This window comes from Natranaerovirga pectinivora, assembly GCF_004342165.1.
Taxonomy (GTDB): domain Bacteria; phylum Bacillota; class Clostridia; order Lachnospirales; family DSM-24629; genus Natranaerovirga; species Natranaerovirga pectinivora.
In genome coordinates this window covers 213779-225506 of the sequence record NZ_SMAL01000001.1, presented here as the reverse complement: position 1 = coordinate 225506, position 11728 = coordinate 213779, and the positions used below count along the sequence as shown (strand labels likewise).

At 31.7% G+C, this 11728-nt stretch carries 14 protein-coding genes; all 14 read right to left on the bottom strand.

Annotation, left to right across the window (positions count from 1 at the left end):
* Positions 1 to 5: 5 nt before the first annotated feature.
* On the bottom strand, positions 6 to 470 hold the full coding sequence (argR, locus tag EDC18_RS01115) for an arginine repressor (RefSeq protein ID WP_132249402.1): 465 nt from the start codon (positions 468 to 470) through the stop codon (positions 6 to 8).
* Complete coding sequence (locus tag EDC18_RS01110) at positions 467 to 1354, bottom strand: NAD(+)/NADH kinase (protein WP_132249400.1); 888 nt, start codon at positions 1352 to 1354, stop codon at positions 467 to 469. Before EDC18_RS01110 ends, argR begins: the two co-directional genes overlap by 4 nt.
* Positions 1355 to 1439: 85 nt before the next feature.
* A complete protein-coding gene (locus EDC18_RS01105) occupies positions 1440 to 2237 on the bottom strand; it encodes a TlyA family RNA methyltransferase (RefSeq protein ID WP_132249398.1) in 798 nt (265 codons plus the stop codon).
* Positions 2237 to 4129: a 1-deoxy-D-xylulose-5-phosphate synthase gene (dxs, locus tag EDC18_RS01100; RefSeq protein WP_132249396.1), complete on the bottom strand. Its 1893-nt coding sequence runs from the start codon at positions 4127 to 4129 to the stop codon at positions 2237 to 2239. The genes EDC18_RS01105 and dxs overlap by 1 nt, the downstream gene beginning before the upstream one ends.
* 117 nt (positions 4130 to 4246) lie before the next feature.
* Positions 4247 to 4837, bottom strand: coding sequence for a hypothetical protein (locus tag EDC18_RS01095; RefSeq protein ID WP_132249394.1), 591 nt, complete (start codon positions 4835 to 4837; stop codon positions 4247 to 4249).
* A gap of 825 nt (positions 4838 to 5662) precedes the next feature.
* Positions 5663 to 6109, bottom strand: a complete 447-nt coding sequence (locus EDC18_RS01090; RefSeq protein ID WP_132249392.1) for a divergent PAP2 family protein — start codon at positions 6107 to 6109, stop codon at positions 5663 to 5665.
* Positions 6110 to 6119: 10 nt separating this feature from the next.
* Entirely contained in the window at positions 6120 to 7010 is an 891-nt protein-coding gene (locus EDC18_RS01085; protein WP_132249390.1) for a polyprenyl synthetase family protein, read from the bottom strand.
* Positions 7011 to 7054: 44 nt separating this feature from the next.
* Positions 7055 to 7246, bottom strand: a complete 192-nt coding sequence (gene xseB / locus EDC18_RS01080; RefSeq protein WP_132249388.1) for an exodeoxyribonuclease VII small subunit — start codon at positions 7244 to 7246, stop codon at positions 7055 to 7057.
* Positions 7247 to 7251: 5 nt separating this feature from the next.
* Positions 7252 to 8463: an exodeoxyribonuclease VII large subunit gene (xseA, locus tag EDC18_RS01075; RefSeq protein WP_132249386.1), complete on the bottom strand. Its 1212-nt coding sequence runs from the start codon at positions 8461 to 8463 to the stop codon at positions 7252 to 7254.
* A gap of 29 nt (positions 8464 to 8492) precedes the next feature.
* Positions 8493 to 8927, bottom strand: a complete 435-nt coding sequence (nusB, locus tag EDC18_RS01070; protein WP_132249384.1) for a transcription antitermination factor NusB — start codon at positions 8925 to 8927, stop codon at positions 8493 to 8495.
* Between the two features lie 143 nt (positions 8928 to 9070).
* Entirely contained in the window at positions 9071 to 9448 is a 378-nt protein-coding gene (locus EDC18_RS01065; protein WP_132249382.1) for an Asp23/Gls24 family envelope stress response protein, read from the bottom strand.
* A 72-nt stretch (positions 9449 to 9520) separates the two neighbouring features.
* Complete coding sequence (locus tag EDC18_RS01060; protein WP_132249380.1) at positions 9521 to 10189, bottom strand: SpoIIIAH-like family protein; 669 nt, start codon at positions 10187 to 10189, stop codon at positions 9521 to 9523.
* 13 nt (positions 10190 to 10202) lie between these two features.
* Entirely contained in the window at positions 10203 to 10793 is a 591-nt protein-coding gene (locus EDC18_RS01055) for a SpoIIIAG-related protein (protein ID WP_132249378.1), read from the bottom strand.
* A gap of 327 nt (positions 10794 to 11120) precedes the next feature.
* Complete coding sequence (gene spoIIIAF, locus EDC18_RS01050) at positions 11121 to 11723, bottom strand: stage III sporulation protein AF (protein WP_132249376.1); 603 nt, start codon at positions 11721 to 11723, stop codon at positions 11121 to 11123.
* Positions 11724 to 11728: the final 5 nt, after the last annotated feature.

Below are 11728 nucleotides of genomic sequence, written 5' to 3'. Positions count from 1 at the left end.
TCCCCCTAGATTGTGCCTTTGCTATGAACGATTCTCTTTATTTTTTCCATCACTTGTATGGTTTCATCATCTGTCCTAACGGCACAAAAAATAGTGTCATCTCCAGCTATACAACCTACAACTTCATAGATTTGAATAGCATCTAAGGCAGCAGCTACAGCCATAGCCATTCCTGATACTGTTTTTAAAACAATAATGTTCTGCGCTCTCTCCATTGATAAAAAACCATCTTTTAAGATTCTTATGTATTTATCGCTTAATTGTTGCTCTTTGTTTTCAAGAACAACATATTTATGCACACCATTACTAGCAGGAGCCTTCGTTAATCTAAGCTCCCTTATATCTCTAGAAATAGTTGCTTGTGTAACATTGAATCCTGCATCCGTTAGTTTTTTAGCCAAATCTTCTTGTGTTTCTATATCATATTGGTTTATTAACTGAAGAATTTTTGATTGACGTTCTATTTTCATTTCGGTTTCCTCTCTTTCAAGTGGCATCCAATTTTTTTCCTCAACAATGTATAAAAATTATTATCTTTTAATTTTACCAATTTTGTTTTATGTGCTGCATTTTTTATTACGATTTTATCGTTTTTATTTAGTTTATAACCTATTTGTCCATCAATTGTAACTAAGACATCTCCGTCCTCTTTATTTCTAATGTCTTCTACTTTCACCCAAACTTCATCTTCACCAGAAACAACAATACTTCTAGCAGTAAGGGAGTGTGGGCAAATTGGCGTTATAACCATCATCTCAGTAGCTGGGTTTAATATGGGTCCCCCTGCTGATAAACTATATGCCGTAGATCCAGTAGGTGTAGATACTATCATCCCATCTGCATAATAAATATCAATTAATTGACCATTTACATATACAGATAATTCTATTATTCTTGAAAAGCCACCTCTTGTAACAACAACATCATTTAATCCTATGCCAGCATTAATCATATTGCCATTAGAGCTAATAATACTTGTAGATAGCATCATTCTATTTTCTATAACATATTCTTCTGATAATATTTTTTCCAATACATTTAAAGCGTCTTTTTTTTCTACTTCAGCCAAAAAACCAACAGTTCCAAGATTCACACCAACAATCGGTACTTCATGTACTGCCAATTTTCTTGCAGAATGTATAATGGTTCCATCTCCACCAAGAATTATAGCACAATCCATAACTTTATAAAGGGCTTCATCCGCCATATTCACTTTATTATCCTCGGAGCTTTCTAATAGTTCAGTAGTCAAAACCACCGTTTTATTATTATCTTCTAGCCATTTTGCTATTAGCTTGGTCATTTCAAAGTCTGGATCTTTACTACGATTTGTTAATATACCAAAATTCTCCATAATATCACCTTTATTTAGTCATAATGAGATTTTTACTTTCACAGTTATTATATACTTAATTTTTAGTTAATTGCAATAATTAGATTTATAGATTACTATGAGCTTTTTCAACTATTTCTTTGATTTCTAATTTTAATTCTTCACTAATTACTTCACTATTATTCATATATAATAGATACTCAATATTACCTTCAGGTCCTTTAACAGGAGAGTAGTCTAAGTTTTTAATAACAAATCCTATCTTTTCACTAAATTGAATGACCTCTTCTATAACATCTATATGAATTGTTTTATCTCTAACAACACCTTTTTTACCTACTTGTTCTCTTCCTGCTTCGAATTGTGGTTTAATAAGACAAACTATTTCGCTATTCATGCTCATTAGCTTTTTAACAGGTTCTAGTACTTTCTTTAAAGAAATAAATGAAACATCAATAGAGACAAAATCAACTTTATCACTAATATGCTCAGGTTCAACATGTCTGATATTGGTTTTTTCCATACAAACAACCCTTGGGTCCTGTCTAAGTTTCCATGCAAATTGTCCGTATCCAACATCTATTGAGTAAACTTTCTTTGCACCATTTTGAAGCATACAGTCTGTAAATCCACCAGTAGACGCCCCTACATCCATACAAATTTTATCTTTCAGATGAATTTCGAAGGCATTAATAGCTTTTTCAAGCTTCAACCCACCTCTGCTTACATATGGATTAGGATTTCCTTTAATTTCGATCTGAGCTTTTTCATCTACTTTTGTTCCTGCTTTGTCTTCCCTTTGTCCGTCTACAAATACATTCCCAGTCATAATTAAAGTTTTTGCTTTTTCTCTTGATTCTGCTAATTGTCTGTTTACTAATAATATATCTAATCTTTCTTTCATTAAACTTCACCTTTATCAGCTTTGGTATTTGTGATCATATCATTAATTTTCTCTAATAATGTATTTTCGTCAAACCCATATTCATATCTTAACTCTGTAATACTACCTTGTTCAATGTACGTATTTGGCAAGGCAAAACATTTAATTATAGTGTTGTTTTCACATCCATCTTTTACAAAATACTGTACCTTTTGACCATAGCCACCATCTATTACATTTTCTTCAAAAGTAAAAATAAATTGATGCTCCCTTGTTAGCTCTTTGATTAATTCCTCATCAATTGGCTTTATAAATCTTGCATTAACTAATGTTACATTAAGATTTTTCTCTTTTAATTTTTTGTAGACTTTATTTACAGTTTCATAAGTATTCCCTACAGCAATAAGTGCTATATCCTTTTCCTTATATATAACTTCACTTTTCCCTATAGTATAAGGCATTCCTATACTTTCATTACATTCATAAATTTTTCCTTTAGGATATCTAATGGCAACTGGTCCATTATGGTTAATGGCAAATTCAAGGCCTTGTATCAAATCGAGTTTATCCTTAGGAGAAATAACTGTTAAATTAGGTATATGGGACAAAAAAGAAATATCAAAGATACCTTGATGGGTTTCTCCATCATTACCAACTAGTCCGGATCGATCAATAGCAAAAATCACAGGTAGATTTTGAAGACATACATCGTGAATAATCTGATCATATGCTCTTTGTAAAAAAGAAGAATATATTGCTACAATTGGTTTTAGCCCACTTGCTGCCATTCCCGCTGCAAAAGTAACAGCATGTTGTTCTGCAATGCCAACATCATAAAATCTTTTAGGAAATATCTTAGAGAAGCTTTTAAGACCTGTTCCCTCAGGCATTGCTGCTGTAATAGCTACAAGCCTTTCGTCTTTATTTGCAAGTTCCACAATTTTTTTTCCAAAAACATCCGAATAGGTCTCTTGATTATTAGTTGCTTTTACAATACCCGTTTTTAGTTCAAAAGATTGTGTCCCATGAAATTTTGCTGGATTTTCTTCTGCTGGTTTATAACCTTTTCCTTTTTTAGTTTTAACATGTATAAAAACAGGTTGATTTAATCGTTTTGCATTTTTAAATGTTTGAATAAGATCTACTAAATTATGTCCATCTACTGGACCTAAATAAGTAAAGCCTAACTCTTCAAACAACATTCCTGGAACAAGGAATTGCTTTATACTCTCTTTAGATTTTCTAACTGTATTAATAACATTGTCCCCAATTTTAGGGATTTTTTTAAGGAATTGCTCTATATCCCCTTTAAAATTTGTATAAAAAGGCTCTGTTCGTAGAGAGTCTAGGTATTTAGATAACCCCCCTACATTTTTGGATATAGACATATTGTTATCATTTAATACAACTATAAAATTGGATTTTAGACTTCCAGCATTATTAAGTGCTTCAAATGCCATACCTCCGGTCAAAGAGCCATCTCCAATGATTGATATGATATGGTTTTTTTCATTCTTTAAATCTCTTGCTTTGGCAAAGCCTAATGCCGCGGAAATGGATGTTGAACTGTGTCCCGTATTAAAAACATCATGTTCATTCTCCTTGGTTTTAGGAAATCCACTAATCCCCTTAAAGGATCTTATTGTTTTTAATTGTTCTTTTCTTCCAGTCAATATCTTATGTATGTATGATTGATGTCCAACATCCCAAATCAATTTATCTATTGGTGAATCAAAGCAATAGTGTAATGCTAAAGTTAGCTCTACAACACCTAAATTAGAGCTTAAATGTCCACCTGTTACACTTAGTGTCTCAAGAAGATGGGCTCTAATACTGTATGCTAGCTGCTCTAATTCTAGTTTACTTAGTTTTTTTATATCACTAGGACTATTAACCCTATTTAAAATTGTCATTATTTCACTCACCTTGTAAATATTTATTTATACCTTTACCCGTTTAACTTTATGTCTCTATTTCTATATTCATAAGCGTAATCTTTCTAATTATATTTTCATAATTATATCTATAATCTATTTTTTCCCAAATATATTCATTATATTAGTATAATATAGTAATATTCCTAGTCTGTAAACTATTGCATTAGATTTTCTTAATGCAATTTCTTTTCCAATTGCTTTTCCACCAACGGTTAAACCAGCAATTAAAGCCGTCAACAGTAAACTTGTAAGAATTGATACAACAGAAATTCTTTCATTTATCTTTATAACGATTACTGCTGCTGCAGACCCAGAAATAATTCCAGAAATGTCTCCAATTACATCATTAAAAAAGTTAGAAACCATACTAGCACTTCTAATTATTAATATACTTTCCTTTGCACCTACTACTTTATTAGCTGCCATAGAATGGAAAGGCGTTTCATTTGCAGCGGTTACAGCAATTCCTAAACCATCAAAAAAAACTCCCATTAATACTAAAAAAAATAGTATTATAGAAGCACCAAATAAACTTACTTTTTCCATAAAAACTAAGGAAAAGTATCCTAATATTAAAGCCATTATAAAAGTTGCAATAGATATTCCAATTAACCATGAATAATTTACTTTTTTATTTGAATAAGATGATTTAAACTTTATCTTATTGGTTTTCTTTTTACTCAAAACTTCATCAACCTCTTGTTTTTTTTTATATCTTGTAATTAACGGTTTCAGTATATAATAAACGAATCAAGCTAAAGATAGCATATATAGTAAATTTTGCGGCATATAGTCTAGCAGGTTTTCCCGCATTCACACTTATTTGTCGCCAAAAAAGCGGTTTCCCATTATATGAATACCTATTGTGTTGCCATCAATAGAGCTAGATCACCTTAATAACCGCACTGTAATCCCATATATGCTTCTAAAGAACAGTCTAGGAGTTTTCCTCTGCAATATCTTTTAATCCCTAGCCTCTTTTGCGAAGAAAAGTTTCAAACGTACATAGGTAAATTCTTTTTGGCCAAAAAGAAAAAACCCTTAAACCGTTATCCCCCTTTGATCACGCAAGGCAGGCTACTCTGTCCACAGCTCTTCACCGCACCACAGGTTCTTCCTACGCCGTAAATGACTCACTATAAGTTTTTCACGCACGTAGGTCTCCACGATATAAGGGTCAACGCCCACATGCCTTTGTGGATCGCCCTTATATCTTAACTCCCAGCATAAGCCCGCAACTGGGCGTCGCCAGCCAACACCAGGAACTTCATCGATATGCCCTTTAACGGATTTTTAGCCCCGTCTTGAGGATTAAAATTATTGACTAGAATACTGCATCTTTAGCTTGACTCTTTATAACTTATTATATCACATTTTTAAATTTTCAACAATTCAGTGACCAAGTCATATGTATCAAGGAATCGATAATAGAATAAGACTTTACTTAACCCATTATAGGTTCCTTGATACAAACAGCTGTATCTCTTAGGAAGTAAGGGGCATAGAGTTTCAATACAAGTAAAGGAACGTTACAATGATCCCTAGTATTGCACCTGCAAATACTTCTATTGGTGTATGTCCTAATAGCTCTTTTAATCTTTCTTCAAAATGTAGATTTTTATTCCCTAGTTCTTCTACAATTTTATTAAGTACTTGTGCTTGTTTTCCTGCAGCTCTTCTTACACCTGCCGCATCATACATAATAATTAACGCAAAAACAAAACTAATTCCGAAAAAGGTTGAGTCATATCCATTTAACTCTCCAACTGCAACAGTTAAAGCACTTACTGTAGACGTATGGGCACTAGGCATCCCACCTGAAGCAATTAATTTTGCAAAGTCTAATCTTTTTTCTTTTATCAGTGTAATAATTAGCTTTATTAGTTGTGCAACTAACCATGCTAATAAAGCACTTATTAATGCCTTATTATATAGTATTGCTCTTAATCCTTCCACCTTGTACACCTCATTTTTTTCTGTTTATTAAATACTGAATAATTTTTATTAGAAATTCTGAATCTCCATTTAAGTCTATTAATTCATTAATAGCTTCTTTAGATAATATTTCAACTTGCTCTTTTGATTGATCCATTCCTAAAAATTTAATATATGTTGATTTATTATTTTTCTCATCACTATTAACTGGTTTTCCTAAGACTTTTGTACTACTTGTTACATCTAATATATCATCTTGTATCTGAAAAGCCAATCCTATTTTCTTTCCTATTTTGCTTATTTTTTCTATTTCTTCCGTATTTGCTCCTGCTAAAATTGCTCCTACAACCATAGCTGCTTCTAATAAGGCAGATGTTTTATGCTCATGTATAAAGATTAGTTGTTCTAAGGATATTTCTTTGTTCTCAGATTCAATATCTACAACCTGTCCCCCTATCATACCATAAATCCCTGCTTTTTCACTTAAAAAATGCATCGCTTTTACGGAACTAAGGATACTTTCTTGGTTTTCCAAGCAAGCTTTGCTCATTAATTCAAAAGCATAATTAAGCAGCGCGTCTCCAGCTAATATCCCTAGGGCTTCACCATATTTTTTATGGGTTGTAAGTTGTCCTCTTCTAAAATCATCATTGTCCATTGCTGGTAAATCATCATGAACCAATGAATAGGAGTGGATCATTTCAATTGCTGCCAAAAAAGGATTAACTATAGAGTCTTTGCCACCAAACATTCTATATGTTTCATTCATTAAAATTGGTCTAATTCTTTTACCACCAACAGAAACACTATAATTCATAGACTCTAATATTGATTTTTGGTATGTTCCTTCTTTGGGAAGAAAATCCATTATTATAGCATTCATGCTATTTTGTTTTTCTATTAGTTCTGATTTAAATGACATATATTATCCTCTCTATAAGAACATTTTCTTCTCTAATCTCTATTTTATTTCTCTTCATTAATTATTAGAATTTCTTTTTCTAATTGTTCTAAAGATGTTGTACAGTATTTAAGTAATTCATTCCCTTTTTTATACAATACTATAGAGTCTTCAAGAGATGCGTCCTCTTCCTCTAATTCTTTTATAATTTTCTCTAGGTTCTCTAGAGCTTCTTCGAATTTAAGTTCTTTAGCCATTCTTGTTACTCCCACCTTTTCTCTAATTTATTTTTAACATTTACAGTAATTTCACCATCTGAGATTTGCACCTTTAGTAGTTGATTCTCTGCTACTTGTGAAATACTTGATATAATATTGCCATCTATATCTGTAATATAGGCCATTCCATTTTTTAGGGTTCTGTAAGGAGATAATGCTTTTAATTTTTCATTCAGCAATTGTATCCTATGATTATTGTCTTTTAACTTACCTTCCATTGTTGCTCTCATTGAATTTTCAATATCCATAAGATATTGTTGGTTTTCTTGTATTTGATATAGAGGGTTAATATAGTTCATTCTCAAGTTCAGTTGCTTAACAATATTTTGCATATGCTCTAATTTTCTCTTTAATGCCATATTCACCCTGTATTTATGTTGATTGATCAATTCTTCAATGGCATCTAATGATGGTATAGCTAATTCAGCTGCTGCTGATGGCGTAGGAGCCCTCAAGTCCGATACAAAATCTGCAATAGTAAAATCTGTTTCGTGGCCTACTGCACTAATGATTGGTACCTTACACTCAAATATTGCCTGAGCCACTATCTCTTCATTAAAAGCCCATAGGTCCTCAATTGATCCTCCACCTCTACCAATAATAATGACATCCACTTCATAGTTTTCTTCTAGACTTTTAATGCCTTTTACTATGTCTATAGAAGCATTTTGCCCCTGTACCAAAGAAGGATACAATATGAGTTGTACATAGGGGTTACGTCTATTTGCTATATTTATAATATCTTGTATTGCTGCACCAGTTGCTGATGTAACAATACCAACCCTTTTAGGAAATCTAGGTATTTCTTTCTTGTATTCTGCATTAAAATAGCCCTTTTCATCTAAGTCCTTTTTTAATTGCTCAAATCGTTGATAAAGAAGGCCTATGCCATCTAATTGTATTTGTTGTACATATACTTGATATTGGCCTGTTCTTTCATATACAGAAACATAACCTCTAGCGATAATATTCATTCCATTCTCAATAGCACATGATAATAACTCTCTATATCTACTAAAAAGAACACATGCTATGGCACTGTCATTGTCTTTTAAAGTAAAATAAACATGCCCAGAACTATGTTCCTTAAAATTGGATATTTCACCTTTAATCCAAATATCGTTAAGAACATAATCTTGAACAAACATATTTTTCACATATGCATTCACCTGTGCAACTGAAAAAATATTTCTCATTTGTAAAACTCCTTTAGGTGTGCCAGTCTTTAATTTATGGAATCGTCCTGATTATTAGCACTTTCTTTATTCACAATTTTTGCTAAGATCCCGTTAATAAAAGAAGAGGATTGATCTCCACCAAACTTTTTAGCTAACTCAACTGCTTCATTTATAGATACATTAGTAGGTATTTCATTATCGTAATTTATTTCATAAATGGCTAGACGTAGTATTGTTAAATCTACTTTAGCCATCCTACTAACTTTCCAATTCTCTGTTTTTTCATCAATTTCATTGTCAATATCTACTAAGTTTGTTACTACGCCATTTACTTGATTGTATATATACTTTAGCCCTTTCTCATCTTCAGTTTTTAATGCTTCTAAGTACATTTTTACCTGTTCTTCAAATTCATCTCTAGGACTAAATTCTATTCTAAATAAAATCATAAAAGTATGTTCTCTAAGTTCACGTCTGTTCATTTATTTTCCTCCTAATGTGCTACTGGTAATACTTCCATCATCCATAGTCTACCAATAATTGCACAACTTAAAACCCTTAAATATAAAATTTAAGGGTTTAGTATCATTATACACTATTTATTTCCAATAAAAAAGATAAAATCTTATTTATTTTCTCCAACATTAACGCCTGCTATCCTAATATTCACTTCAGAAACCGTTAAACCAGTCATTGTTTCTATTGCTGACTTAACACGATCTTGCACTGTAGCAGATACTTCTGGAATGCTAAAACCATATTCTAAGTTTAATGCTAGGTCAACAACCACATCTTGTTCCCCAACTTCAACTTTAACACCTTTTGAAAGGTTTTTCATTCCTAATTTGCTTACAAGTTCCCCTGTAATATTTCCTGCCATATCGCAAACACCTTCTACTTCTGTGGCTGCAAGACCTGCAATAATTGCAACAACTTCATCTGCAATATGAACTTCACCTACTTGATCTTTTTCATGTATTTTATAAGTATTTCTAGGCTCCATATCTTTCCTCCTTACTTATCTTTATCATTCTAGTTTATTATAGCCAAATTGGAAGTTATTTGCAAATAGTTTTTATTTAAATGGAGTAATTACAATTTTATCTGCTGGATATTTTGTAATATTTGTAACAACATCAATAATCTGAGCTCTTTCAGCATCACTTATTTCGTTTCTACTTACAACCACATTTACTATATCTGAATCGCCAGTTAATCTAACATAGATTTCTGTAAATCCCTTTGCTCTTAACATATCTTCTGCAGCTGCTTCTTTTTCTATTCTATCTTGCAAATCAATTAATGCATCCGTTGCTTTGGCTTTTTGCTCTTCTGTTAAATTTGCATTATTAATAATGCTCATATAGTCTTCTCTTTGTCGTGCTCTTGTTTGCTCTCTATTTAATCTTGCTGTTAAGAAATAATCACTTATATTCACTTCATCCATTGGATTGGTTGTGAAAATCGCTTCACCAGGTTGAGCCGTATCCGTTTGGTTTTGAGAGGATGTTTCTTCTGCACCTTCATTACTTTCTTCTTTATCATCTTTGAGATCGTCAACATTTGCTACTTCAATATAATTTTCTGTATTTGGCACAATGGCACCTTCTATGTTTTGGCTATCTGTTGGCATCATATCATCTGGTCCTGGTATATTTTTCTGAGTAAAGTTTAAGTATCCTGCTATTGCTATCATTATTACCAACGAAGTAATAACTACTTGATTTCTTTTAAATAAATTCACTATGTATTCCTCCTTAATTTGAAACCATTTTCATTACTTTTATTCTATGCGATGGAATATTGAATAATACCTCAGCTGCATTAATTAAGTCAGTTTTTACTCTTGGACTATCTCCACCTTCTGCAACTATTACTACCCCATTTACTTCAGGCTCTAACTCTTTTACAACAAAGGGCACATTTACCCCATCTCTGCTATTAGTGAGAATAGTAGCCTCCTGATTGCTTCTTTCGATGCTTATCCTTTCACCACCTTGACCATCCTTTTCTTCAATTTGGCTAAAAGTTTGTGGATTGTCTTTATTCACAACTAGTTCTTTTGATGATTTTACAGTTATTATAACGTCAACTTTTCCTACACCATCAATTTTTGATAATACTGCTTTTAATTTTTCTTCCATTTCTTCTTCATAGGTTTTCTCATATGCTTTTACAGTAGTTGTCGGGGGTATATAATCATTTTCTTGACTGGGTTGTGTAATATCGTCATCAAACATCGGCTTTGATACGATTAATAAAAATACACCTATAATCAATAGGAATATTAATTTCTCTACCCCAATTTTTTTAAGGGATAATTTTTTTTCATCAATCAATTTGCTCATTTGTTTTTTCACCTACTTGTATTTTTTATATGAAAGTGCAATTTTTAAACTTCCTTGCAAGGATTTGGAAATTACATTTTCAATTGGATGGCCATCTGATATAGTGTAATGTTAAAAATCAGATGATTATAGTACTTTAATACGTTTGTCTTTTAGTTGTTTTAGTTTGTCTTGATTCTCTTTTCATAAAGTTACTAAGTTACTTGATTTTCTAGTTTTTGGAGATTAACTTTTCATAGCAACCTTGTAACATGCCTATCGCTACGCTACATGCACAAGGTTTCAATGAAAGCATGATTTTCAAATCCTTGCAAGGAAGTTTGAAAATTATACTTTCATATTTATATTTATATTATCTGAAGGCAATTTGTAGAAGTCAATTAGTATACTTTTTATTCTTTTTTCAAAGATAATTTCTTCAGGGGTTTTTACTATGGTTGAGTTATCATGTGTTATGATGATTCTATCTATCTTTACGGTACTTGAATTTCTTACCTCTTTAAAAGATGCTACTAAATCTATACTTTTTATATTCCCAAAATTATTGCTTTCAAAATCTGATTCTAATGTAACACTAACTTGGCTAACAAATATATCTTCTTGATTTAATAGAAATTTGATTTGGTTCTCTAATTCCGTTCTATATGCACTTAAAATCAGTTCCTCTTGTTGTTTAGATAACTCCTTATATTGCTTTTTCATAAGCCCTTGGTCTAATTGATATCTTTCGCCCAAAAGACTATAATTAATTTGCTTATCCAACCCACTAATAGAAACAACAGGCATAAGGACAATAATCATTAAAATTAATCCTGTAAAAACTTTAATATACTTAACGTATTGGCCCTGAGGAAGTAAACTTTGAATTATTGTTATTATAATTAAGTATATCAGTATATTTTTAACCCAATCTTGTATAAAAGAAATCACACTCT

Coding starts and splice junctions, on each gene's coding strand:
- dxs (WP_132249396.1), bottom strand. CDS start 4,129: ATGACAATTTTAAATAGGGTTAATAGTCCTAGTGATATAAAAAAACTA.
- EDC18_RS01085 (WP_132249390.1), bottom strand. CDS start 7,010: ATGTCATTTAAATCAGAACTAATAGAAAAACAAAATAGCATGAATGCT.
- xseA (WP_132249386.1), bottom strand. CDS start 8,463: ATGAGAAATATTTTTTCAGTTGCACAGGTGAATGCATATGTGAAAAAT.
- EDC18_RS01065 (WP_132249382.1), bottom strand. CDS start 9,448: ATGGAGCCTAGAAATACTTATAAAATACATGAAAAAGATCAAGTAGGT.
- argR (WP_132249402.1), bottom strand. CDS start 470: ATGAAAATAGAACGTCAATCAAAAATTCTTCAGTTAATAAACCAATAT.
- EDC18_RS01110 (WP_132249400.1), bottom strand. CDS start 1,354: ATGGAGAATTTTGGTATATTAACAAATCGTAGTAAAGATCCAGACTTT.
- EDC18_RS01105 (WP_132249398.1), bottom strand. CDS start 2,237: ATGAAAGAAAGATTAGATATATTATTAGTAAACAGACAATTAGCAGAA.
- EDC18_RS01055 (WP_132249378.1), bottom strand. CDS start 10,793: ATGAGCAAATTGATTGATGAAAAAAAATTATCCCTTAAAAAAATTGGG.
- xseB (WP_132249388.1), bottom strand. CDS start 7,246: ATGGCTAAAGAACTTAAATTCGAAGAAGCTCTAGAGAACCTAGAGAAA.
- nusB (WP_132249384.1), bottom strand. CDS start 8,927: ATGAACAGACGTGAACTTAGAGAACATACTTTTATGATTTTATTTAGA.